Below are 25,714 nucleotides of genomic sequence, written 5' to 3'. Positions count from 1 at the left end.
GCAGCCAATGTGTGATGCCGCGCCCCTCGGGTCTGTACGGTATCGCACATACATACATTTACCAAATGACTTCTTCCCAATCGCGCTACACGGCGCCTGCAACAGCGTCTGCCTGCCCACGGACAGGGATCACACAGCAGAGGTCCGAAGGTAGATCGACCCAGCGCAGCCGCTCTCCCACCTGGAGCCAGCGTGCGCCAGATGGGGCACTGTCCGGCAACGCGGCAGGCTCCACCCCTGGGGCCACCCGCACCAGGATGAACCGCAGCGTGCGCCCACCGCGCACCAGCGTCAACGCTGCGCCCGGCCAGTGCGATGGCAGGCAAGGGGTGAAAAACAGCTCCTGCGCGCCCATCTGCAACCCCACGATGGACTCCACCGCCGCCCGGTGCAGCCAGCCCGCCGCGCCGGTGTACCAGCTCCAGCCGCCGCGTCCCACATAGGGTGGCTGGCTGTAGATGTCAGCCGCCATCACATAGGGCTCCACGGCGTACACCGGCCCCCACACCGGGTGCTGGGCCCGGTGCGCCGGGCTCAGGTAGGTGAAGTAACGGTAAGGCACATCGAACGCACCGGGGTGCTCAGGCTCTTGCAGTGCCAGTTCTGCGGCGGCCATCAGCGCCCATACGCCGCCATGGGCATATTGCCCGCCGTTCTCGCGCACGCCGGGCGGGTAGGCCTGGATGTAGCCCGCGCTGGGCGATGCACGGCGCAGCGGGGGCGCCAGCAGCTGGATCAAGCCTGCTGCGGGGTTGACCAGATGCGCCTCGACCGCGTCCATGGCCTGGCGCTGCCGCACAGGCCTTGCTGCGCCCGAAAGCACTGCCCAGGCCTGGGCGATGAGGTCAATGCGGCCCTCGTCCCGCGTGTGGCTGCCCAAGGCCGTGCCATCATCAAAAAAGGCGCGCTGGTACCAGTCGCCGTCCCACGCCTGGTTTTCTAATGCGGCGCGCCAGCCGGTCAGGGCAGCGTCCCAGCGCTGCACCCGATCCAGATCGCCCTGATCGCGGGCGATCGGAATCCAGTCAGCAACGATGGCGCACAGGAACCACGCCAGCCACACCGATTCGCCGCGCCCACCATCACCCACGCGGTTCATGCCGTCGTTCCAGTCGCCGCCGCCCATCAGCGGCAGGCCGTGCGTGCCGGTGCGCAGGCTGCGGTCGATGGTGCGGGCGGCATGCTCGTAAACACTGGCCGTGGTGGTGCTGGCGCTGGGCGCTTCGTAGATGTCTTCCGCCCCTTCGGAGATCGCAGAACCTTCAAGGAACGCCACCTGCTCGTCCAGCAAGCTGTGGTCTGCGGTGCGTTCCAGGTAATGCCCGCAGGCAAAGGGCAGCCACAGCAGGTCGTCCGAAAAATGCGTGCGCACCCCGGCCCCGCCCGGCGTGTGCCACCAGTGCTGCACATCGCCCGCCTCAAACTGGCGCGACGCGCACAGCACGATCTGCGCGCGCAAGGTGCCCGGCTGCGCCCAGGCCAGCGCCATCGCGTCCTGCAACTGGTCGCGGTAGCCCGTGGCACCACCCGCCTGGTAAAAGCCCGCCTTGGCATACAGGCGCGAGGACACCGTCTGGTACAGCAGCCAGCGGTTGACCAGTACATCGAACAGTGGATCGGGCGTGGCCACCTGCGTTGCGCCCAGCAGCAGGTTCCACTGGTCGACGGTCGCCTTCTCCCGCGTGCGGGCCGCGACGGCCATGGCCTCGGCGCCTAGCGTGCGTGCCTCAACCTCGGTGGGGGCGTAGCCCATCAGGTACACGCGCTCGAACACAGCCCCGGCCCGCAAGGTCACCAAACGCGACAGGGCTGCACAGGGGTCCAGCCCATACCCGCTGCGCTGCCCCAGCTGCAGGGGCACCACCAGATCGCCCTGCGCATCGAAGAACTCGCGGCGGTCGCAGGTCCAGTCCAGGCTGTCGTTGGCACGGTCGTCCGTGCCCGGCCCAGCCGATGCCTCGCAGAAAAAGGCCGTGCCCCCGCCCAAGCCCGCAGCCGCCTCGGTCTGTGTGCACAGCAGGCCCAGCAAGCGGCCATCGGGCAGTGGTGCAAAACACGGTGAGGTGGACAGCGTGGCACGGTCGCCGCGTTTTTCGCCCATCATCCACTCCACCATGCCCACCAGGCGCAAGTGCTCGCGCCGGTTGCCCAGGTTTCGCACCTGCACAAACACCTGCTTGATGGCGGTGACGGGGTCCACGCACCAGCGCACCTCCACCTCCAGCGCGCCTCTGCGGTGGCGGATGGTGGTGGTGCCCTGGGCGTGCTCCACGCGGTACACCACATCGGCCGCACCCCAGGCCGAGGGCGTCAGGCCCCACACCTCACGCGTGCGGCGGTCCTGCAGCAGCAGCCATTCGGCGGGCGGGTCGGCCACCGGGTCGTTCGACCACGCGGTGAGCTGGTTCAGGCGGCTGTTGAGCGCCCAGGTGTTGCCTGAGCCAGTTTCCGACACCATGGCCCCCAGCTGGGCATTGGCCAGCACATTGACCCAGGGCTTGGCGGGCCGCAGCGCGGCCGACACATCAAACCCAAAGGTGCCGGTCACCGGTGCAAAACCGCCCACCGGCGCGGGCACCTGGGTGCTGCCCTGGTGCGTGGGCACTTCGTCCGTGGCGCCGCCGCGCCAGGGGCTGGCCATCGAGACGCCATGGGCCGCCACCCAGGCCTTTACCTGGTGCATGAGCGCATGGCCATCGGCCTGCAGGGTGATGCGGGCCAGGCTCACCAAGGTGCCCAGCTGCGCAGCCGACAGCTCATCCAGCCTTAGCACCCGCAGGCTGGTCACCGCCGGGCCGGTGTGTGTGGCCAGGTCGGCATCGTGGTGCTCGCGCAGCAGCGTCAGCTCGCGCTGTAGGGGCATGTGGTACGAGTGCGATTCGCTGCTGAGCACCACCAGGTCGCAGGCCACGCCGCCAAGCGCCCATTCGCGCAGCGACTGGGCCAGCGTGCGCAGCAGACCCGTGCCCTGGGGCGATCCGGCCATCACCAACACGATGGGGCGATCACCCGACAGGCCCAGTTGCCACAGCGTGCGCCGGTCACACTCGGGGTGGGCGGCCTGGGCCGCGGTCAGTACGCCCAGGTAGGGGGTGTGGACCTTGGGCAGTGTGAACACCAGCGCCGTGGTCAGTGCCTGCAGCGCGGGCAGGTAGTCGCGGTGCGGACGGTGCGACGCCCACTGGATGCTGGCCAGCGTGGCCGACATGGCCGAAGCCCGCTCCAGATAGGTGGGCTGGCGGTATTTGTCGATGATGGCCAGCAGCGTGGCCGGGTCTGGCGATGCCGCCGTGGCAAAAGTGACGCAGGCCTGCGCACCGGGCGCAATGCGCAGCATCACGCCCAGCGCCGCCACAGGGTCCAGGCCCGTGTCCAGCGACGCAGGCACGTCAGGCACGCGGCTGAGCAAAGCCAACGGCTGGCCGGGCGTATGGTTGCGCCCCAGCCAGAGCTGCCGGTCGGTCTGGCAACGCAGGCCCAGCACATGCCCTTGGGTATCGGCCACAAAGTGCGCAGCCTGCAGGTTGGTCTCGGTCTGCAGCCGGGGCGTTCGGATGAACCGCAGCGCCTGCTGCGCGGGCAGCCAGTCGGCCGCGATGAAAAGGTTGGAGAACGCGGGGTGCGCCTCGTCGGCCGCGTGGGTGGCCAGGGTGATGTCCAGGGCCGAGATCAGCTCCAGCTCGATCACCTCATCACCCAGGTTGCTCACCACCACCTTGCGCAGTTCAATGTCGTCTTCCGGGCTCACCCACACGGTGGTGTGCACGCGCAGCCCCGGCCACAGTGCGTCAAAACACACGCGGTCGGTGTGGAAGATGCTGCCATACACGGCACGCGCATCGGGCGCGGGGTGGCTGGTGACGGACGCGGGCACGCTGGAGCCCATCTGCCGCACATACAGAAAGCTGCCATGTGCATCCCGCAGCGCATCGTCGCGCCAGCGGGTGATGCCCGTCTGGTGCCAGCGGCTCCACCCTGCCCCGTTGGCGCGCAGTGTGACGCTGTAGCGCCCGTTGCCCAGCAGGTGTGTGGGCTCCAATACCTGGGCGCCCGGGGTGACGGGGCGCACATGGTCGGGTGTTTTTTGTTGGCGCGCATGCAGCGGCAGGCGCGGCGGTGTGGCCTGCAAGGTGGGCAGCTCGCGCGGTGCGCGCTCCTGCAGCAGCGGCAGCACGGCTTCGATGCGGGCATGCGCCGTGCCCCACCGCTGCGCAACACCACCCAGCAGCACGTTGGCCAGCGCCACGATGGTCATGCCCTGGTGGTGGGCCATGTAGGTGCTGACCAGCGTGAGCCGTTCGCCATGGGTCTGGCGTTCGGGCGTGAAGTCCAGCGCCTCGTAAAAGCCGTAGCGCCCCCGCGCCGACAGTGCGGCCAGCGTGCGGAAGTTGGCGCAAGCTGCACGGGCATCCACCTGGGTGGCCAGCGCCGTGGCATAGGGGGCAATCACCAGCTCGCCCACGGGCGTGCGGCGCAAGGCCAGGCGGGGCACGCCCTGCGGAGCGTACTGGTAGGCCAGCGTGTGGTCGCGCCCGGCGTAAGCGCATTCTGAAATGCCCCAGGGCATGTCTTTGCCCAAGGCCTGCACCAGCGCCACATGCTCACGCAGGGCCGAACGCCCTGCCTCGCCCAGGGCGCTGTGATACGGCTCGTCCATGACGAGAGAGGGCATGAGGTACTCGAACATCGAGCCCGACCACGAGCGCAGCACCGCATGGTGGCCGCTGGCAAAAAACGGCCGCCCCAGGGCCGCCCAGTGCTTGACGGGCAAGTCGCCCTTGGCGACGGCCAGCAGGCTGGTGGTGCGCGATTCGGACGCCAGCAGGTCGTAGAAAGAGGTGTCCAGCTGCTGCTCGTCCACCCGGTAGCCGATGTGCAACAGGTGCCGACGGGGGTGGTACAGAAACCGGAAGTCGGCCTGCCAGGCCAGGGCATCCAGCGCCTCTGACAGAGCAGTGAGGCGGCGCGTGGCCTCGGGTGCGCCACCACTGTGCGCAGCCTGCTGGTCGCGGTCCACCGACTGCAGTGTGGCCAGGTGGTCGGCCAGCAGCCACAGCAGTTCGTCCTGCGCCGTGGGCGGGCTGTGCACGATGGCCGGGTGGCGTGGCTGGGCCATGCTGCGCAACTCGTCCTGCGCCTGCGCCAGCAGCGCGCGAAACGCCGTGGCCTCCGGCTGGTGCGCCGGGTCCGGCAGACGCAGTCCCAGCAGACGGCTCAAGGCGGACGAGGGCTGCATCCCGCGCATGCCAGGGTGGTGAATGCCCAGCCGTGGCTGCAACCGCGCCAGCGAGGTGCGGATGGCCTGCGCACCCGCCAACGATGACAGTGGCTGAGCCGCCAGCGCGCTGCAGGCCTGCGCCGCGGCCACCAGGTGGGCGCAGAGGTTGCCGCTGTCCACCGTGGACACATAACGCGGGTGCAGGGGCTGCAGGGTTTCGGTGTCGTACCAGTTCAGGAAGTGGCCCCGGTGCCGCTCCATGGCTTGCAGGGTCACGAGGGTGGCTTCGAGCCGGTCGAGCAGCTCCAGCGTGCCGATCCAGCCGAACTGGCGCGCACAGCTGGCGCTCAGCAGGTACAGCCCGATGTTGGTGGGCGAGGTACGGTGCGCCACCATTTCATACGGGGCGGTCTGGAGGTTGTCGGGCGGCAGGTGGTGGTTGTGGGCGTCTACACAGCGCTCGAACAAACGCCAAGTGTCGCGCGCCACGCCGTGCAACAGGTCCTGGTCTTGTGCCGACAACGCGGGATGGCCCTTGCCGGACGGACCCCGATTGGCCAGCCACACCAGCACCGGCGACAGCGCCCACAGCGCCAGCAGCGGCCCCACCAAGGCCCAGGGTGCCAAGGTTCCACCTGCCCACAGTGCCAGGCCACAGCCCAGCGCCAGCAAGGGTGCCGCCTTGTGTCTGCGCAGCGTGGCCACCAGGCCTGTGATCAGGCTGCTCTGCGCAGCCTCGGCCGTGGTCCACTCCAGCAGGTGCCAGCGGCTCACGGCCTGCCGGTGCACGGTGCGCACCACGGCATCGCCCAGCAGCAGCGCTTGCTGCGGCATCAGGGCCAGATGCCACACACCACTCGCCAGGGCCCTCAACAGGTCGCCCGATGCTTCGTGCACAAAACGCATGCCGACCAGCCCAAAGCGGCTGGGCACCCAGCCCGCCAGCGCGCCCATCAAGGGCGCAGCCACATAGGCCGCCACCACCAGCGCCAGCGTGCTGGCCAAAGGCAGGCCCAGGCCCGCCAGGGCCAGCACCACCAGCACCAGCGATGCGGGCGCCACGAGCGAGCGGCGCAGATTGTCCAGCAGCTTCCAGCGGTTGACGGGCGATAAGCCCCAGCGGCGGGCCTGGACCAGAAAGGGCCACAGCTGCCAGTCGCCCCGCGTCCAGCGGTGCATGCGGGCGGCGGCGGTGTCACTGTGTTCGGGCTCCGCCTCCACCAGCGTCACATCGCTCACCACGGCGCAGCGTGCCAGCGCGCCTTCCAGCAGGTCGTGGCTCAGCACCTGGTCGGCCGGCAGGCGCCCGCCCAGCACGGCGTGCACGGTGGCCACATGCAGCAGGCCCTTGCCGGTGAAGCTGCCTTCGGCAAAAAAATCCTGGTAGACGTCGGACGTCATGGCGCTGTACGGGTCCAGCCCCTGTTGGCCCGCAAACAGCCATTGCCACAACGAGGTGGTGGCAGAGGTGGGCAGTGGCGCCAGCACCCGGGGCTGCAGGATGCCGTAGCCCTGCACCACGCGCTGGCCTGTTGCATCCAGCCGGGGCTGGTTCTCGGGGTGTTCGGCCACCCCCACCAGGCTGCGCAGGCGGCCCGGGGGCAGCTGCGTATCGCTGTCCAGCGTGAGCACATAGCGGGTCTGGGGCGCCAGATGCGAGAGTTCGCCCAGGTCCAGGAAAGCGCCCTGCCCGCCAGTGGCGAGGGCCGCCACCAGCTGTTCGAGCTTGCCGCGCTTGCGCTCCCAGCCGATCCACTGCTGCTGCGTGGGGCTGTAGGTGCGCGTGCGGTGCAGCAGCAAAAAACGCGGGGCACCGCCCGTGATAGACGGGTGCTGGGCATTCAGGGCCAACATCAAGCCCTCGGCATGGGCCAGCAGCACGCCGTCTTCGGGCAGGTCTTGCAGATCGGCATCCACACCGTCGGTCAGCAGCGCGAATTGCCCACAGGGCTCGGGGTTGGCCAGGTAATGCAGGTGCAGGCGGTGCACCAGCCGTTCGATGGTGCCGGTGCTGCTCAGCAGGGCCGGGATCGCCACCAGCACACGTGCCGATACCGGAATGCCCGCTGGCAGCAGGTAGCGGGGCATGTAGGTGGGCCGGACGGATTCGCCAATGAGCCGGTTGACCACAGCCACGACAATCTCGGACACGGGCAGCAGCAACAAGACGGCGACCAGCGCCAGGCCAGCAAGATGGGCTGCGCTGCTATCGGGCCCCGCCTGCACACCCCACAGCGGCGCCATCAGCCAGGCCAGCAGACCGAGCGAGCCCAGCAGCAAGGCGCCCAGGTACAGCGGCACACGCGACAGGCCCACCGCAGACCGCCACAGGGCCACCGCGTCGGTGGCATGTCGGCGCACACCCAGGGCATGCTCCAGCTGGTTGCGCCCGGCGCCTTGCAGCCAGTAGCGTGCCAGCATCGGCGCGCTGCCGCCAGCAGGATTGGCACCGGTCATGTGCGCCAACAACGCCTGCGCCACGGCGGCCTCGCCCTGCCCGCTTCGCACCGACAAACGCTCAATCCCATGCAGCGTGGTGTTGCGGGTGGACTCGTCTTCGGCCGCGAACACGGGCGACTGCAGCATGGCGCGCAGCACCAGGCTGGTCTGGCTGATGATGTCGGACCAGTCGGCCGCGCCCACCCGCCGCAGTGCCGTGACGGCATTGCCCATGCTCAGCTGGTCGGCCGCCTGGTTGATCTGCTGCTGGGCCTGCAACGCCACCAGGTCAGGCACAGCGGTCAGCAACCACTGCTGCACGGGCGTTGGCGTGCCTGCAGCGGCATGCCCGCCCACCCCGCCGCGGCCCATCATCGACTGCGCCAGGTGGGCCAGGAACACCGGTGCCAAGCCACGCTGCTCCATGGCGGCGCAGGCGGCATCCAGCGTCAACACGTTCAGGTCCTTGCTGCGGGCGGCGCACAGGCTGGCCAGCTCCTGCGCGGCCTTGTGGCTGGCCAGGCGCTCAGCCAGGCGGCGCAGGTTTTCGATGAGCACCACGCGCAACGTGGTGGGCAGCGCCCACAGCTCGCCCTGGCTCAGCTCGCGGGTCTCCTGGTAAGCATTCAGGTAGTGCACCAGCAGCGATTCATCAAACGCGCTGTCGGTATGGGCCACAAACGACCACGCCACGCCGTACACACGCGGCAGGCCCACCAGCGGGGCGTCTTTGAGCACCGGCAGCGAGCGGTAGTAACGCGGCGGCAGCCCGGCCCGGATCTCCTTGAGCTGGCTTTCGATCAGGTGGAAGTTGTCAAACAGCCATTCGGCGGCGGGGCTGATGGCATGCTCGTCGTGGGGTGCATCGAACAGGTAGCGGTATGCGGCCCGCAGCGCGCGGATGTTGCTCTGCAGGCGTGGGTAAAAGGTGGTGCGGCCAAACGGCGCCTTGCCTGCGTCGTGGGACGCGCCCAGGTGCCGGCCATGCTCTTCGAAGCGGGCCACGCCAAACACCTCGGCCCGCAAGGGGTCCAGCACCAGCCCTGCCCGGGCATCGAGCATGCGGTCCAACGCGGAAGGAACCCAGGGCCATGGTGTGCGTAAGCCCATGCGTGCGCCCCCTATCGCACCAGCGATACGGCCCCCACCAGCAACGTGGCCAAGAGTGCAACGGTCACCACATGTTCTGCGACCAATGCCTGCAGGCTGGCAGCACCCGCTAGAAACTGGTCCAGCGGCCCGCGCAGCGCGCCGCAGTGCGCCAGATGCTCACTCAGGTGGGAAAGCTCCAGCAGCGACAGGTCTGCTGGCTGCCCGACGCAAGAGGTGTCCCACGCAGAGGCAAGGGTGGATGGATGGGACATGGGCGGCTCCTGGTACACAAGTGAATGGCGCAACCGCGTTACGGCAGCGCTCCGATCCTCTTGTACAAGGGGCAGGAACGGCGGGTCTGTGCGTTGCCGAACAGACTGGGCACCTACCGTTTTTGGCCTACAGCGGCTCGCCCAAAGCCCTACACCTACCAGTCAAACAGCGACGGCGTTCCACCCGGGCACGCGCCTTCAATCTGCAGCATGCGCAGCTTGGTCAGCGCGCCGCCTCCGGCCGAAAAGCCGCCCGGCCGGTCACCCGCCGCCAGCACGCGGTGGCACGGCACCACGGGTGCAAACGGGTTCAGGCCCAGCGCCTGCCCCACAACGCGCGACAGGCCCTTGCTGCCGATCTGTTCGGCCACCTCGCCATAGGTGCGCGTGCGGCCCGGCGGTATGGCCCGGGCAATGGCATACACCTGCTGGTGAAACGGCGAAATGCCGGACATGTCGAGCGGCACCTCGCACAGGTCGCGGGGGTGCCCCGCCAGCAGCGCCTGGATGCCTTCGATGGCACTGCGCACGGTGGCGGGGGGCTCCCCAGACTGCGCGCAGTGTGAATGGCTGCGCAGCAAACGCGAGCGGGTCGCCTCGGCATCCGCCTCGGGCAATTGCACGGCCACGATGCCGCCAGGGCCCCAGGCAATGCCGCAGGTGCCGATGGCGGTGTCGAACAGCGCATGGCCGTGTCCAGGGGCGGCATCAGGCACAGTGCGGGCCCCTCCTTGCAGGCTTGGTTTTCACTACTCTTTTTATAGCTGTTAGCGCTTACCGGATAAGCGCTAGAGGCCAATTTCTCTCATGTTTTCGGCACCAAGCCTGCGCGTGCGCCATCAATCGGCCCGCAGCGCCGCGCGCAGTTGCGCGCCCAGCTCGGGCTTGGCGGCAAACGGGTCGGTGGGGTTGCGGCCCATCATCACGTCTTCCATGCGCGTCTGCACCGAAGCCAGGGCCTTGGGGTGGCTGTAGATGTAGAACTGGCCTTGAGCCGCTGCGTCGAACACTTTTTGCGCTACCTCGGCGGCGGTCACCTTGCCGCTGCCCACGGCCTTGTCGCTCATGGCCTGGCCGATGAGCTGGCTCTTGGTGGGCTTTTCGGCAGGCAGGTCGCCGGGGCGGTTGCGGTGGCTTTGGTTGATGCCGGTGGGCACAAAGAAGGGGCACAGCACGCTGGCGCCGATCTGGTCAGTGACCAGCGACAAATCCTGGTACAGCGTTTCAGACAGGCTGACCACTGCGTGCTTGCTCACGTTGTAGATGCCCATGTTGGGCGCCGCCAGCAGGCCCGCCATGCTGGCGGTGTTGATGATGTGGCCGCGCCAGGCCGGGTCGGCCTTGGCCGCTGCCAGCATCATGGGCGTGAACAGGCGCACACCGTGCACCACGCCCCACAGGTTCACGCCCAGCACCCATTCCCAGTCCTTGACGGAGTTCTCCCACACCAGCCCGCCCGCGCCCACACCCGCGTTGTTGAACACCAGGTGCGGCGCGCCAAAGCGCTGCTGCACATCGGCGGCCAGCTGCTCCATCTGCGCGGCGTTCGATACGTCCACCTTACGGGCCAGCACCTGGCTGCCTGCGGCCTGCATCTCGGCAGCGGCGGCGTCGAGCGCGTCCTGCTGCACATCCACCAGCACCAGGTTCATGCCGAGGCGGGCACCGATGCGCGCGCATTCCAGGCCAAAGCCCGAGCCTGCGCCGGTAAGGACGGCTGTTTTGCCAGCAAAGTTTTCAATCATGTTTTTGTCTCCTTGAATTAACTGGGGGTTTAATTGATTTTTTCAGGGCGCGCCAAGAGCGTCTCTTTGGCCGTTCGCCCTGAGCCTGTCGAAGGGCTGGCTCCCGAGGAGTGCCCCGGCTTCGACAAGCTCAGCCCGAACGGCCGGGGGGACGGATGCGGCGCTATCTCTTGCGAAGCGCAAGCGATGCGAAGTGGGCCCGTCAGGCCACAACCGCCCGCAGCACATAGCCGATGCGCGGGAAGTGCACATGCACCGTGCCCGCGCGCGGGTCGGTACGGCGCAGCGTGTAACGGGTGCGGGTGGCAGCAATCAGCTCGCCCTCGGTGGGCTCCGTGCCAAAGCTCTCGGCGGAAATCGTGACCTGGCTGCCCAGCGGGATGCCGTGTTCGTCCTGGAACACGTCGTCCATCAGGGGCAAAGGGTCCATGCCCGCAGCCACCGTAATGGCGTCCTGAGCGCTGAACTTTTCCATACGACCATGGCCCAGCGCTGCGATGCGGTCCATCCACTCCAGCACGGCGGGGGTGGCGGCAAAGATGTCGGCCATCACCGGCACACACTGGCGCGTGAACCACAGCGGGTGGTAGGCGGCAAAGTCGGCCAGACAGGGCTCGGCACCAAACAAAAAGTCGTGCTCCTCGGCCATGTGGGCGATGCGGCGCAGGTACGAGCGGTAGGCAGCCGTCGCGTCGGCCGGTCGCAGGCGCTGCATGCCCGCGCTCATCTCGCGGCGGTCTTCGCCAAACACTTGCGCGGCGGCAGGCGGCAGGTTGGCAAACAGCACCGCAGCGCCTTTGGGCTGCAGGTTGTATGCCATGGCGGCCCAGAACAGCGTGCTATCCGCCCACTGTGCAAACACACGCACCACGCCCTTGAGGTGCGGCGGGTACAGCACCGGCTCGGGCTGTTCATGCTCCAGCACGTCGCAGATGAGGGCCGAATCGCAATAGATGTCGGCACCGATCTGCAAGAACGGCGTCTTGCGGTAACCCCCCGTCAGCGCCACCACATCGGGCTTGGGCATGACGCTGGGGATGATCACGGACTTCCAGGCCAGTTGCTTGAAGCCGAGCACCGCGCGGATCTTTTCGGAGAACGGCGACGAGGGGTAGTGGTGCAGGATGAGGTGGGACATGGGGGTCTCCAAAAAATGTCAGGCCCGATCAGACCGGGAGTGCGCGGGCCAGGATGGCGTCAAAGTTCGCACCCGCGCCCAGCGTGCCAAAGCTGTAGCCCCAGTCGCCGGAAAGGCGCGAGTCGCAAAACGCGCGGAACACGGCGCCGGGCGCACTGCGCAGCAGCAGGGCCGCCTGTACGGCCAGCGCCACATCCTGCGCGAGGCGCCGGGCCTCGGCCTCGGTGGTCATGGCGTCCACGCGCAGGGGCAGTGCCCCGGCCAGGCGGTCCAGCGCCGGGTGGGCGCCGCGTGCGGGTGCCAGTTCGGCCGCCAGCGCGGCAGCGGTGTCGGCGCGGCGCACGGCGCGCATCAAATCCAGCGCCATGATGTTTCCCGCGCCTTCCCAGATGGAGTTGAGCGGCATCTCGCGGTAGATGCGGGCCATCACGCCTTCGCCGCCCTCTTCCACATAGCCGTTGCCGCCCAGGCATTCCATGGCCTCCTGCGCAAACACGCTGCCGCGCTTGCACACCCAGAACTTGGCCACGGGCGTGAGCAGGCGGGCCATGATGGCCTCGTGCTCGCTCTTGTCTTTGTGGTCAAAAGCGCTTGCAAGCCTTATGGATAAAGCGGTGGCCGCTTCACTTTCAAGAGCAAGGTCTGCCAGCACATTGCGCATGAGCGGCTGGTCGATGAGCTTCTTGCCAAAGGCCGATCGCTGGCGCGTGTGGTGCAGCGCAATGCTGAGCGCCTGCCGCATGAGGCCGCTGGTGCCCAGGGCGCAATCGAGCCGCGTCATGGTGCCCATCTCCAGGATCTGCGCTACGCCCCGGCCTTCCTCGCCCACGCGCCATGCCACGGCGTTGATAAATTCAACCTCGGAGCTGGCATTGGCGTGGTTGCCCAGCTTGTCTTTCAGGCGCTGGATGCGGATCGCGTTCACGGTGTCGTCCGGCAGCACGCGCGGCAGGAAGAAGCAGGTGAGCCCGCCGGGTGCCTGCGCCAGGATCAGGAACGCATCGCACATGGGGGCCGAGAAGAACCATTTGTGGCCGGTGATGCGATAGCGCGCGCCCCAGGCATCGTCGCCATCGTGCACAGCCTGTGTGGTGTTGGCGCGCACGTCCGATCCACCCTGCTTCTCGGTCATGCCCATGCCCATGGTGAGCGCGGATTTCTGCGAGAACAGCGCCAGGCGCGGGTCGTACTGCGTGCTCGCCAAACCCTTGCTCCAGTCCGCCCAGATCGCTGAATTGCCTCGCAATGCCGGGGTCACGGCGTAGCTCATCGACACGGGGCACAACACCGAGGGCTCGGCTTCGGTGAACAGCATGAAGCCTGCGGCCCGCTCGGTATGCGCGTAGCCCGTGTCCTGGCGCGACCACGGCGTGGCGTGCAGACCGTGGCGCAGTGCGGCACCGATCAGCGCGTGGTAGCTGGGGTGGAACTCCACCACGTCGGTGCGATGGCCGAAGCGGTCGTGCGTGCGCAGCTGGGGCTTGTGGGTGTTGGCAAGGCGCGCATGGGCCTGCATGTCTGCCGATCCCATCTCTGCGCCCAGCGCCGTCAGGCCCGCCAGCGGCAGGCCGGGGACATGCAGGCGCAGGGCATCCTGCAGAGGCTGGTTGGTAGTGAACAGGTTTACATCGGCCCAGGGCGTGCTCTGGTTGAACACCTCGTGGGTGCGGGCGAGGGAGGCAACAGGCGTCGGCGTCATGGCAGCTCCTTGCGGCGTGTACCGGGTCACGCGCTTCTCAGCATCTCGAGATGGGGGATGTCGTCTTCCAGGTATTCGTCAGAGACAGCCACGAAGCCGAGGCTGCCGTAAAAAGCCTGCAGATGCGCCTGCGCGCTGATGCGGATGCCCCGCCCCGGCCAGGCCTGGCTGCAGCGGGCAATGCCCTCGGCCATCAACGCCCGGCCGGTTCCGTTGCCGCGGGCCTCCCTGGCGATAACCACGCGGCCAATCGAAGGCTCGGGATAGTTCACCCCCGGGTCCACCACCCGCAGGCAGGCTTGCAGCACGCCCGACTCGTCGTACCCCAGCAGGTGGTACGACTGCTTGTCGGCCGCGTCCGGGTCCTGGTAGGGGCCCTGCTCCAGGATGAACACCTTGCAGCGCAGCGCGAGCGCGTCGTGCAGCGCGTGCACGCCCAGGTCATCGAAGCGGGCCCAGACCCAACCCAGCTTCATTGTTGCGGTCCCCGCTGCGCTCCAGGGAACAAGTTTTGCGCAACTGGCGCGGCCCAAGCGAGGGCCGCCGTGCGAGGGCCGCCGCGACACATCCATGTCGCCCCCGCTCCTTGGACGGGCGGCGTCCCCCCTGGGGGGAAGGCGCGAAGCGGCTCAGGGGGGGCCTCATACCAGCTTGACGAGCTGCTTGCCGAAGTTCTTGCCCTTGAGCAGGCCCAGGAAGGCTTCAGGCGCGGCGGCAATGCCCTCGGCCACCGTCTCGCGCGGGCGCAGCTTGCCGGTGCCCACCAGCGTGCCCAGTTCCTTCAAGGCCTCGGGCCAGACTTCCATGTGCTCGCTCACGATGAAGCCTTCGACCTTCATGCGGTTGATGAGGATGAGCGCCGGGTTTTGCAGCGGCAGCGGCTGGCCGTCGTAGCCGGCGATCATTCCACACACGGCCACGCGGGCAAAGGCGTTGGCGCGCAGCAGCACGGCGTCGAGGATGTAGCCGCCCACGTTTTCAAAGTAGCCGTCGATGCCGCTGGGGCACGCTTCCTTCAGGGCCCTTGACATGGACTTGAGGTCGCCGTGTTCACGGTGGTCAACGCACGCATCAAAGCCCAGTTCTTCCACAGCGTACTTGCACTTGTCCGGCCCGCCCGCAATACCCACCACGCGGCAGCCGCGCGCCTTGGCCAGGGCGGCAAAGGCGCTGCCCACGGCGCCGGTGGCGGCGCTCACCACCACGGTTTCGCCCGCCTTGGGCGCAATGATCTTGACCAGGCCGTACCAGGCCGTCACGCCGGGCATGCCCACGGCACCCAGGTAGTGCGACAGTGGCACATGGGTGGTATCAACCTTGCGCAGCGCGCCCACGGCATTGCCGTCGACCACGCTGTATTCCTGCCAGCCGCCCATGCCCACCACCTTGTCACCCACGGCGTACTTCGGGTTGCGGCTCTCGACCACCTCGCCCACGGTGCCGCCGATCATGACCTCGCCCAGGCCCTGCGATGCCGCGTAGCTCTTGCTCTCGTTCATGCGGCCGCGCATGTAGGGGTCCAGGCTCAGGTAGTGGTGGCGCACCAGCACCTCGCCGTCTTTCAGCGCGGGGGTGTCCACGGCCATCAGCCTGAAATTGCTGGCCACGGCTTCGCCCTGGGGGCGGTTGTCGAGAACGATTTGTTGGTTGCGGGGCATGAAAGGCTCCTTCAATGATGTATTTTGCTATTGATTACATAGCTGCTCGCGCTTATGGATAAAGCGCCAGAGGCCAATTTGACTTGATAAATCCGGGTCAGTCGGTGGAAATCACCTTGAGTCCGTTGGCGCTGCGGCCATCCACCGGCAGACGCCGCACGTACTTGAACGTGCCGGTGGCATGGCAGCACACCTTGCCTTGTGCGTCGTACACCGTGCCCTCGGTAAACGCCATGGTGGCCGTGCGGTGAATGAGCCGCCCCTTGGCCACCAGCGGCCCGCGTGCAGGCTGCATGAAGCTGGTCTTCATCTCGATGGTGACCACGCCCATGTCGGGCGTCTCGCTGCGCGCTGCCGTGGCCATGGTCACATCCAGCAGCGTCATCGACGCGCCGCCGTGGGTCACATCAAAAGAATTGAGGTGCTCGGGCCTGGCCTCGTAATGCAGCTCGGACTCGCCGCCCTCCATGCGGTGCAGGGTGAAGCCGAGGTGGCTGACAAAGGGGATTTCGACACCGAAACTTTTCAAGGGATTTCCTCAGAACACAAACCTCAAAAACTGGCGCGGCCCAGACCGGGGCAGCAGAGCAAGGGCCGCCCCGCAGCGATTGCGTCGTCCTCCTTCCCGGCGAAGCCGAGAGAAGGGGGAAGGCGCGAAGCGCCTCAGGGGGATGTACCCTGCCTACCCTCCCGTGACGATACTCACCCCGCCATCCACCGCCAGCCACTGGCCGGTGATGTGCTTGCCTGCATCCGACGCGTAGAGCGCGCACAGGCCCTTCAGATCCTCATCATCGCCCAGGCGGCCCAGCGGGGCGTGCGCAGCCAGCGCCTCTTCGCCCATGGCCTTGAGCGTACCCACCGTCATCTTGCTGGGGAAGAAGCCCGGGCAGATGGCGTTGACGCGGATGTTGTACTTGCCCCATTCGGCCGCCAGTGCACGGGTGAAGTTGATCACCGCGCCCTTGGAGGTGTTGTAAGCAATGGTATTCATGCCCTTGGGGTTGCCACCCAGCCCGGCGATGGACGCCACGTTGATGATGCTGCCGGTGCGGCGCGCGATCATGCTGTGCTTGGCAATGTGCTGACTCAGGATGAAATAGCCGCGCACGTTGAGGTTCATCACCTTGTCCCAGGCGTCCACCGGGTGGTCTTCTGCCGGGGCGCCCCAAGCCGCGCCCGCGTTGTTGACCAGGATGTCCACATTGCCCATGCGCTCCAGGGTTTCATCGGCCAAACGGCGAATGTCTTCTTCCTTGGCGCAGTCGGCTGCAATCCAGCGTGCATCGATGCCCGCGGCCTGCAGGTCAGCTGCGGCCTCCTCCAGGTCGGAGGCCTTGCGCGAGCTGAGCATGATCTTTGCGCCCGCCTCGCCGAGCGCGTGCGCCAGCTGCAGGCCCAGGCCGCGCGAGCCGCCGGTGACCAGCGCGGTCTTGCCGGTGAGGTCAAACAGTTGTTGGATGGTGCGGGTCATGGTGAAAGTCTCCTTCGGTTCTTGGGGTCGAATTGATGGCGGGGGCTGGCCCCCCGCGCTGGATGATTGTGCGGTGCGATGCGGCGCTTTGTGTCGCCGGGGTGTCCGGCAGGCGACTACGGTCGGGCGTCGGTGTGCAACCGGGCCCGCACCGCAATCAGCACCACACCCAGTGCGGCCACCAGCCCGCCGCCCACGATGAGGACCCAGCCCAGCGCATCGTCGGTGCGCGCCGTGGCAATGCCCAGGATCAGCGTAAGCAGGCCGCCGTAGATCAGTACCCAGATCAGCCGATGCAGGCGCTGCAGCGTTTGAAGCGCAGCCATCAGAACGCCTCTTCCGGGAAGGCCGCGCAAGTGGCGTCGCGCGTGCTCACCACCTGCAGCCAGGCGCCGATCTTGGGCAGCTCGTAGTTAAAGAAAAACTGCATGGCGCCCATGCGGCCCACGCTGGCGGGCTTCGCCAGTGCGGCATCGGCCTGCAGGGTGGAAAGCGCCACGTCGAGCCACACCCAGGCGAGCACCGTGTGGCCAAAGGCCTGCATGTACGGCACGGCGTTGGCCAACGCGTCGGCGGGCTGGCCCGTGGCCCAGGCGGCCTTGGTGGCCGCACCCACCTGCTGCAGCGCCTTGCCCAGCGCGTTGGCATGGGCGGCCAGCGCGGGCACCTGGATGGCGCGCTCGATGGTGGCGTTGATGCGCCCGGCCAGCAGCGTGAGACCGCGCCCGCTTTCCATCAGCACCTTGCGGCCCAGCAGGTCCATGGCCTGGATGCCGTGCGTGCCCTCGTGGATCATGTTCAGTCGGTTGTCGCGCCAGTACTGTTCCACCGGGAAGTCGCGCGTGTAGCCATAGCCGCCGTGGATCTGGATGGCCAGGCTGTTGGCCTCCAGGCACCACTCGCTGGGCCAGCTCTTGGCAATGGGCGTGAGCACCTCCAGCAGCAGCCGGGCTTCGTCGGCCGCGGCGGCGTCACCCGTGGCCTGCTCGTCCACCAGGCGGGCGCAGAACAGGTTGAGCGCCAGGGCACCCTCGCCGTACGACTTTTGCGCCAGCAGCATGCGCTTGACGTCGGCGTGTTCGATGATGCGCACCTGGGGCTGGGCGGCGTCCTTGACCACGGCGGCAGCGCCATCCTTGGGGCCCTGCACCGGGCGACCCTGGGGGCGGTTTCTGGCGTAGTCCAGGCTGACGTAATAGCCCGCCAGACCCAGCATGGTGGCGGCCATGCCGATGCCGATGCGCGCCTCGTTCATCATATGGAACATGCAGTGCAGGCCCTTGCCGGGCTGACCCACGAGGTATCCCACGGCGCCCGCCTCACCATCGACCGGGTACTTGCCCTCGCCAAAGTTGAGCAGCGTGTTGGTGGTGCCGCGCCAGCCCAGCTTGTGGTTCAGGCCTGCCAGCGCCACGTCGTTGCGCACGCCGGTCAGGTTGCCGTCGGTGTCCACCAGCTTCTTGGGCACGATGAACAGCGAGATGCCTTTGGTGCCGGGCACCAGCTTGCCGTCGGGGCCCGGGATCTTGGCGAGCACCAGGTGGATGATGTTCTCGGTCAGCTCGTGTTCGCCGGCCGAGATCCACATCTTGTTGCCCTTGAGGCGATAGCGCGGGCCCAGCGGGTCATTCTCAAAGCCCTCGCCATCGGGCACAGCGCGCGTGGCCACATCGCTGAGTGACGAGCCTGCCTGCGGCTCCGACAGGCACATGGTGCCCGAGAAGCGGCCGGAGAACTCGTTGAGCGCAAACACCCTCTGCTGCGCCTCGGTGCCGTGCACCATGAGCAGATTGGCATTGCCCACCGTGAGCAGGCCCGAGCCCATGCTGATGGACGCCACGGCAAAAAAACTGTTGGCCGCCGCCTCTACCGTATAGGGCAGCTGCATGCCGCCAATTTCGTAGTCCTGCGCGGCGCTGAGCATGCCCGAGGCGGCATAGGCCTTTTGTGCATCGTGCGTGCACTGCGGCAGCGTGACCCTCTCGCCATCAAAGTGCGGCTCCTGTGTGTCCACCGTGCGGTTGAAGGGGGCGTATTTCTCGCGCGCAATGCGCTCGCAGGTGTCGAGCACGGCGTCAAACGTGTCGCGCGAGTGGTCGGCAAAGCGGCTGCGTTCCTGCAGCTTTTCGGCCTGCAGCCAGCCATACAGAAGGAATTCGAGGGTGGAGCGTAGGGTGGTCATGCGGCAAATTATGGGTGGGAGTCACCGCAATGGCATGTCCGCTGCGTGACGCCCGCCGCGCGCCAGGAGTCTGCGCGGCAGAAGGCATCGAAGCGAAACGCGCGAAAACAGAGGATCGCGTGGTGCTACCGACAAGCCCAGGGTGGGCCCCTGGGCGCAGGCGGTAGTACTGCGCGAGACCGGTTTATCGCACGTTGCAGCCGATGCTCCTTCTGCCGCGCAGACTCCTAGGAATTGAGCTGCGCCCACAGCTTGTCCAGCCGCTTCACGCTTACCGGCTGGGGCGTGCGCAGCTCCTGCGCAAAGAAGCTCACGCGCAGCTCTTCCAGCAGCCAGCGCAGCTCCTGCATGCGTGCATCCACGGCGCCCTTGCGCTCGGCCACCAGGCGCCAGTAGCGCTGCTCTTGCGGGCGCAGTTCGGCCAGTTTGGCGGCGTCGCGGGCGGGGTCGGCGCGGTATTTATCCAGCCGCAGCGTGATGGCCTTGAGGTAGCGGGCGTAGTGGGCCAGTTGCGCCCACGGGGCCACGGCAATGAAGTTCTTGGGCACCAGGCGTTGTAGCTGCTGCTGCGCGTCGGCCGTGGCTTCGGGCGCGTTCTTGGTGTCCTTGATCTTGCGGGCGGCGGCTGCGTATTCGGTGAGGATGGTGGCGGCCAGGCGGGCGACCTCGTTGGCGATCAGCGTGAGGCGGCCCCGGCCCTCTTCTACGCGGCGTTTGAAGGCGACTTCGTCGGTGGGCAGCGGGTCGAGCAAAAAGGCCCGGTCCAGCGCAACGTCGATGATCTGGGTGCGCAGCTCTTCCTGGGTGCCACCGCCTGTCCCGTCAGGCGACCGCCCGACTTGCATGTAAGCCACGGCCATCTTCTGCAGGTCGGGGATGTTCTTTTCGAGGTATTTGAGCGCGTCCTTGATCTGCAGCGCAAACAGGCGGCGCAGGCCCGCGCGGTGTTTGGCGGCGGCGACTTCGGGCTCGTCAAAAACCTCGATGGTCACGGCGTCGCCCCCGTCGATGAGCGCCGGGAAGCCGATCAGCGTCTGCCCGGCCTTTTTGATCTCCATCAGCTCGGGAAGCTCGCCAAACGTCCAGGTGGTGTAGCGCTGGCCTGCGGGGGTCGATGGGGTGACGCTCGCAGGTTTCGCGGTGGCGGGCGCTGCCCCCTTTACTCCTGATTTGGTAGCTGCTTGCGCTTTACCATCAAGCGCTGGAGGCATTTTTGACTCATTTTTTTCACTCTCTGCTGCCCCGCCACCGAGCTTGAGCCCTGCCAGCGCCTGGAACGCCCCGCGCGCCTTGGCGCCCCATTCGGCCTTGAGCGCGCCCAGGTTGCGGCCATGGCCCAGCTGGCGGCCGTGCTCGTCCACCACGCGGAAGTTCATGAACAGGTGCGGGCTCAACATGTCGAGCTTGAAGTCGGCGCGCTTCACGTCCAGCGATGTTTCGTCGCGCACCTGCTTGAGCAGCACGTCGGTGAGGCTGCCGGTGCCAAAGCGCTCGGGCGCGCCCAGCAGCGCTGCCAGGCGGGTGGCGGACTCGGGCAGCGGCACAAAGCGGCTGCGCGGGCGCTGGGGCAGGCTTTTGAGCAGCGCCTGGATCTTGTCCTTGAGCATGCCGGGCACCAGCCATTCGCAGCGCTCGTCGCTCACCTGGTTCAGCACGAAGAGCGGGATGGTCACGGTGATGCCGTCGCGCGCATCGCCGGGCTCGTGCAGGTAGCTGGCGGCGCAGTCCACACCCCCCAAGCGCACCGTGCGTGGGAAGGCGTTGGTGGTGATGCCCGAGGCCTCGTGGCGCATCAGTTCTTCGCGGGTGAGCTTGAGCAGATCGGGCTGTTTTTTACTTTCTTCGCGGTACCAAGCCTCAAAGCTGTGGCCGCTGCACACTTCGGGCGGCAGCTGCTGGTCGTAGAAGGCATAGATGAGTTCGTCGTCCACCAGCACGTCCTGGCGGCGGGACTTGTGTTCCAGCTCTTCGACCTTGGCGATCATCTTCTGGTTGGCGGCCAGAAACGGCAGCTTGGTCTCCCAGTTGCCGCCCACCAGCGCTTCTCGGATGAACACCTCGCGCGCGGCGTGCGGGTCTACCTTGCCGAAGTTCACGCGGCGGTTGTTGTAGACCACGATGCCGTAGAGCGTGGCGCGCTCCAGAGCCACCACCTCGGCAGACTTTTTCTCCCAGTGCGGGTCCAGCAGCTGCTTCTTCAGCACATGCCCGCCAATCTGCTCCAGCCACTGCGGCTCGATGGCCGCGATGCCCCGGCCAAACAGACGCGTGGTTTCCACCAGTTCCGACGCCACGATCCAGCGGCCGGGCTTCTTGTTCAGGTGCGCGCCCGGGTGTTTGTAGAACTTGATGCCGCGCGCGCCCAGGTACCAGTCTTCCTCGTCGCTCTTGGCGCCCACGTTGCCCAGCAGCCCAGCCAGCATCGACAGGTGCAGCTGCTCGTAGCTGGCGGGCTGGGTGTTGATCTGCCACTTGTGCTCGGTGACCACCGTAAGCAGCTGGGTGTGGATGTCGCGCCACTCGCGCAGGCGGCGGATGCTGATGAAGTTCTGGCGCAACAGCTGCTCGTACTGGCGGTTGCTGAGTTTGTGAGTCGCAGCGGGGACGGCGACGGGTACAGCAGGCGCTGCGGCAGGACTGCCCCCGCCACTGCGCTGCGCCACCGGCAAGTAGGCCTGCGAAGGCGCTTTCTGCGCGGCCATGGCCTTTTGCGCACGGGCCGATGGCAGGCTGGGCGCTCCGCCCCGGGCCTCGTTGATCCACTTCCACAGCTTCAGATACCCGCTGAACTCGCTCTTGTCGTCGTCAAACTTGGCGTGCGCCTGGTCGGCCTGCTGTTGCGCCTCCATGGGCCGGTCGCGCACGTCCTGCACGCTCAGTGCGCTGGCGATGATGAGCACCTCGTCCAGCGCCTTACGGTCGCGCGCCTCGATGATCATGCGGCCCACGCGGGGGTCCAGCGGCAGGCGCGACAGTTCCACGCCCATGGGGGTCAGCTCGTTGGCGTCATCCACCGCGCCCAGCTCGGCCAGCAGCTGGTAGCCGTCGGCAATCGCGCGGCCCGAGGGTGCCTCGATGAAGGGGAACTGCGTCACATCGCCCAGGTGCAGCGACTTCATGCGCAGGATGACGCCTGCCAGCGATGAGCGCAGGATTTCGGGGTCGGTAAAACGGGGGCGGCCATTGAAACCGGCCTCGTCATACAGGCGAATGCAGATGCCGTTGGCCACGCGCCCGCAGCGGCCCGCACGCTGGTTGGCGGCGGCCTGGCTGACGGGCTCGACCAGCAGCTGCTCCACCTTGCTACGGAAAGAGTAGCGCTTGACGCGCGCCGTACCTGCGTCAATCACATAACGAATGCCGGGCACGGTGAGCGAGGTCTCGGCCACGTTGGTCGCCAGCACGATGCGGCGGCCCGTGTGGCCGTCAAAAATGCGGTCCTGCTCGGCCTGACTCAGCCGGGCGAACAGCGGCAGCACCTCGGCATTGCGCATCACGGGCTGGTGCGACAGGTGCTTGCGCAGGTGGTCGGCCGCTTCGCGGATCTCGCGCTCGCCGGGCAAAAACACCAGGATGTCACCCGCCGCATTACCCTGCCAAAGCTCGTCCACGCCATCGGCAATGGCTTCGTTCAGGCCGTAGTCGCGGCTTTCTTCAAACGCGCGGTAGCGCTGCTCCACCGGAAAGGTGCGGCCCGACACATAAATGATGGGCGCCGGACCTTTGGCGGATTCGAAATGCTTGGCAAACCGGTCGGCATCGATGGTGGCCGACGTGACGATGACCTTGAGGTCCGGCCGGCGCGGCAGGATCTGGCGGATGTAGCCCAGCAGAAAGTCGATATTCAGGCTGCGTTCGTGCGCCTCGTCGATGATGATGGTGTCGTAGGCCTTGAGCAGCGGGTCGGTCTGCGTCTCGGCCAGCAGGATGCCGTCGGTCATCAGCTTGACGGAGGCATCGCCGCTCAAGCGGTCCTGGAAGCGCACCTTGAAGCCCACCACGTCACCCAGCGGGGTCTTCAATTCTTCGGCAATGCGCTTGGCCACGCTGCTGGCGGCAATGCGGCGCGGCTGGGTGTGGCCGATAAGCTGGCCTTTTTGACCCGGCTTCGCGTTGCACTTGCCCCGGCCCAGCGCCAGCGCAATCTTGGGCAGCTGCGTGGTCTTGCCCGAGCCGGTTTCGCCGCACACGATGACAACCTGGTGCCGGGCAATGGCCTCCATGATCTCGTCGCGCCGTGCAGAGACGGGCAGGGATTCCGGGAACTCGATGTGCAGGGGGGTGGGAACTGTGGACGCAGTCAAGGCAGCAACTTCATAGACAATCGCGGATTATCCCAGTCCTGCTGCCTACCGTTTCCCGACCGCCACCCCCCACCATGTCTGCCGTTTTCAACTTTACCTTCGTCCCCTGGTTCCGGTCGGTCGCGCCCTATATCCACAAGTTCCGCAACCAGACCTTTGTGATCGGGCTCACGGGCGAAGGCATTGCGGCGGGCAAGCTGCACAACATTGCGCAGGATCTGGCGCTGATCCAGGCCATGGGCGTGCGCATCGTGCTGGTGCACGGTTTTCGCCCGCAGGTGAACGAGCAGCTGGCGGCCAAGGGCCATGCTGCCAAGTATTCGCACGGCATCCGCATCACCGACTCGGTGGCGCTCGATTGCGCCCAGGAGGCGGCCGGCCAGTTGCGCTACGAGATCGAGGCCGCCTTTAGCCAGGGCCTGCCCAACACGCCCATGGCGGGCGCCACGGTGCGGGTGATCTCGGGCAACTTCCTCACGGCGCGGCCCGTGGGCATTGTGGATGGCGTGGACTTCCAGCATTCGGGCGTGGTGCGCAAGGTGGATGTGGGGGGCATCCAGCGCACGCTGGACATGGGTGCGCTGGTGCTGCTGTCGCCGTTCGGCTTTTCGCCCACCGGCGAGGCCTTCAACCTGGCGATGGAAGAAGTGGCCACCAGCGTGGCCATCGAGCTGCGCGCCGACAAGCTGATTTTCATGACCGAGGTGCCCGGTATCCGCATGCAGCCCGGCGAACCGGCGAGTGAAGACAACCCCATTGACACCGAACTACCGCTGGCCGCTGCCCAGGCCCTGCTGGCCAAGCTGCCCATTGCGCAGCATCCCACCGACACGGGTTTTTACCTGCAGCACTGCGTGAAGGCCTGCAAGGCCGGCGTGGAGCGCAGCCACATCATCCCATTCGCGCTCGACGGATCGCTGCTGCTGGAGGTGTATGTGCACGACGGCATTGGCACCATGGTGATCGACGAAAAGCTTGAAGAGCTGCGCGAGGCCACGATTGACGACGTGGGTGGCATCCTGCAGCTAATCGAGCCGTTCGAGAAAGACGGCACGCTGGTCAAGCGCGACCGCACCGAGATCGAACGCGACATCGCCAGCTACACCATCATTGAACACGATGGCGTGATCTTTGGCTGCGCGGCGCTCTACCCCTACCCCGAGGCCAAGACGGCCGAGATGGCCGCCGTGACGGTGTCACCGCAAAGCCAGGGCACGGGCGACGGCGAAAAGCTGCTCAAGCGCATCGAGCAACGCGCGCGCCTGCAGGGGCTGGACAGCATCTTTGTGCTCACCACCCGCACCATGCACTGGTTCATCAAGCGCGGATTCCAGCCCGTGGACCCGGACTGGCTGCCCGATGCGCGCAAGCGCAAGTACAACTGGGACCGGCGCAGCCAGGTGCTCGTGAAAAAGCTCTGAGAAGGGGGAACCAACCCGCCATGCCCGCTCGTCCGGTAAAAACACACCCCCTCCTCGGCCACGCCGGATTCATTCACCCCTACTGAACATCTCCCGCGCCGCCGCCACGGCCCGTGCCACCTCGGCGATCGCCGCATCGCGCTGCTCCGGCTTGGCGGTGGACCGCGTGAGGTAACAGGTCACCAGCACTGGGGCGCCTCCGCCGGGAGGCCACATGACCCCGATGTCGTTGGCCGTGCCGCTGTCTCCCGCCGTTCCCGTCTTGTCCCCCACCTTCCAGCCCGGCACTCCCGCGCGCAGGCGCTTGTCGCCCGTGCTCGTCTCTACCAGCCAGCGCTGCAGCCACGCGCGCGACGGTGGCGTAAGCACATCGCCCAGCACCAGCTTTTGCAGGGTCTGCAACATGGCCAGCGGCGTGGTCGTGTCGCGCGGGTCGCCCACAGCGGCCTCGTTCAGCGTTGGCTCGGTGCGGTCCAGCCGCGTGATGCTGTCGCCCAGTGATCTCACAAAGGCCGTGAACCCAGCCGGCCCGCCATGGCGCGCCAGCAAGACATTGGCGGCGGTGTTGTCGCTCAGGCTCACGGTGGCGGCGCACAGCTCGCCCACCGTCAACCCGCCCCCATCGCCCGCGCGGGGGCCGCTGACGGGCGAATACGCCACCACATCGGCCACCGCGTAGTGCACGCGGGCATCCAGCCGCTCCCTGCCCTGGTCCACCAGCGCCAGCATCCAGCCCGCCAGCACCGCCTTGAAGGTGCTGGCCATGGCAAAGCGCTCGTCCTGGCGCCAGCCCAACTGCAGGCCCGAGCCCATGTCCAGCATGGCCACGCCCAAACGGCCCTGGGCGGTGCGTTCGATGTGGGCGAGCGTCTCGTTCCATTCGCGGGTGGTCTTGTTGCGGCCCGCTGCGTTGCTGGTAGCCGCGCAACCCCAAAGAGGCATGGTGGTAGCGGCCATCAAACCCAAGGAAAACTGTCGTCTTTGCATAAGAAACTGGAGGTGAGTTGAGACAAGGTCCGAACGATACGGAGATCAAGCCCCCAGCACCATCGACAATAATTGCCGCCAGCCC

The 25,714-nt window shown here is 67.1% G+C and carries 15 protein-coding genes; 1 reads left to right on the top strand and 14 read right to left on the bottom strand.

The annotated features are described in order from the left end of the window. Positions 1-85: 85 nt before the first annotated feature. The 13 genes from KYG_RS07975 to hrpA all read right to left on the bottom strand — a co-directional run bounded on the left by KYG_RS07975 (position 86) and on the right by hrpA (position 23,140). Positions 86-8,719, bottom strand: coding sequence for a GH36-type glycosyl hydrolase domain-containing protein (locus KYG_RS07975; protein ID WP_008904351.1), 8,634 nt, complete (start codon positions 8,717-8,719; stop codon positions 86-88). A gap of 59 nt (positions 8,720-8,778) precedes the next feature. Continuing rightward, entirely contained in the window at positions 8,779-9,021 is a 243-nt protein-coding gene (locus KYG_RS07970; protein ID WP_008904350.1) for a hypothetical protein, read from the bottom strand. 155 nt (positions 9,022-9,176) lie between these two features. Continuing rightward, on the bottom strand, positions 9,177-9,737 hold the full coding sequence (locus KYG_RS07965) for a methylated-DNA--[protein]-cysteine S-methyltransferase (protein ID WP_008904349.1): 561 nt from the start codon (positions 9,735-9,737) through the stop codon (positions 9,177-9,179). 123 nt (positions 9,738-9,860) lie between these two features. Beyond that, a complete protein-coding gene (locus KYG_RS07960; RefSeq protein ID WP_008904348.1) occupies positions 9,861-10,766 on the bottom strand; it encodes an SDR family oxidoreductase in 906 nt (301 codons plus the stop codon). Positions 10,767-10,968: 202 nt separating this feature from the next. After that, positions 10,969-11,904, bottom strand: a complete 936-nt coding sequence (locus KYG_RS07955; protein ID WP_008904347.1) for a glutathione S-transferase family protein — start codon at positions 11,902-11,904, stop codon at positions 10,969-10,971. 28 nt (positions 11,905-11,932) lie between these two features. Continuing rightward, a complete protein-coding gene (locus tag KYG_RS07950; protein WP_008904346.1) occupies positions 11,933-13,603 on the bottom strand; it encodes an isovaleryl-CoA dehydrogenase in 1,671 nt (556 codons plus the stop codon). Positions 13,604-13,629: 26 nt separating this feature from the next. Beyond that, positions 13,630-14,079, bottom strand: a complete 450-nt coding sequence (locus KYG_RS07945; protein WP_008904345.1) for a GNAT family N-acetyltransferase — start codon at positions 14,077-14,079, stop codon at positions 13,630-13,632. Between the two features lie 165 nt (positions 14,080-14,244). Beyond that, on the bottom strand, positions 14,245-15,261 hold the full coding sequence (locus KYG_RS07940) for an NADP-dependent oxidoreductase (protein ID WP_008904344.1): 1,017 nt from the start codon (positions 15,259-15,261) through the stop codon (positions 14,245-14,247). Between the two features lie 97 nt (positions 15,262-15,358). Further along, entirely contained in the window at positions 15,359-15,790 is a 432-nt protein-coding gene (locus KYG_RS07935; RefSeq protein ID WP_008904343.1) for a PaaI family thioesterase, read from the bottom strand. Positions 15,791-15,943: 153 nt separating this feature from the next. Then, a complete protein-coding gene (locus KYG_RS07930; RefSeq protein WP_008904342.1) occupies positions 15,944-16,735 on the bottom strand; it encodes an SDR family oxidoreductase in 792 nt (263 codons plus the stop codon). A gap of 116 nt (positions 16,736-16,851) precedes the next feature. Next, on the bottom strand, positions 16,852-17,061 hold the full coding sequence (locus KYG_RS07925) for a hypothetical protein (RefSeq protein WP_008904341.1): 210 nt from the start codon (positions 17,059-17,061) through the stop codon (positions 16,852-16,854). Next, positions 17,061-18,917 carry an acyl-CoA dehydrogenase gene (locus KYG_RS07920; RefSeq protein WP_008904340.1) on the bottom strand — a complete coding sequence of 619 codons (1,857 nt, stop codon included), beginning with the start codon at positions 18,915-18,917 and terminating at the stop codon, positions 17,061-17,063. Before KYG_RS07920 ends, KYG_RS07925 begins: the two co-directional genes overlap by 1 nt. A 227-nt stretch (positions 18,918-19,144) precedes the next feature. Continuing rightward, entirely contained in the window at positions 19,145-23,140 is a 3,996-nt protein-coding gene (hrpA, locus tag KYG_RS07915) for an ATP-dependent RNA helicase HrpA (protein ID WP_237707228.1), read from the bottom strand. A gap of 155 nt (positions 23,141-23,295) precedes the next feature. On the opposite strand from hrpA, the gene argA reads away from it, so the two are divergent. Continuing rightward, positions 23,296-24,642: an amino-acid N-acetyltransferase gene (argA, locus tag KYG_RS07910; RefSeq protein ID WP_008904338.1), complete on the top strand. Its 1,347-nt coding sequence runs from the start codon at positions 23,296-23,298 to the stop codon at positions 24,640-24,642. Between the two features lie 69 nt (positions 24,643-24,711). Here the strand turns inward: argA and bla are convergent, their stop codons facing one another. Beyond that, complete coding sequence (bla, locus tag KYG_RS07905) at positions 24,712-25,629, bottom strand: class A beta-lactamase (RefSeq protein ID WP_034693698.1); 918 nt, start codon at positions 25,627-25,629, stop codon at positions 24,712-24,714. Positions 25,630-25,714: the final 85 nt, after the last annotated feature.

This window comes from Acidovorax sp. NO-1 (genome assembly GCF_000238595.1).
Lineage (GTDB): Bacteria > Pseudomonadota > Gammaproteobacteria > Burkholderiales > Burkholderiaceae_C > Acidovorax.
Note: the sequence above shows the minus strand (reverse complement) of the source record. Positions and strands in the feature narration are given on the sequence as shown.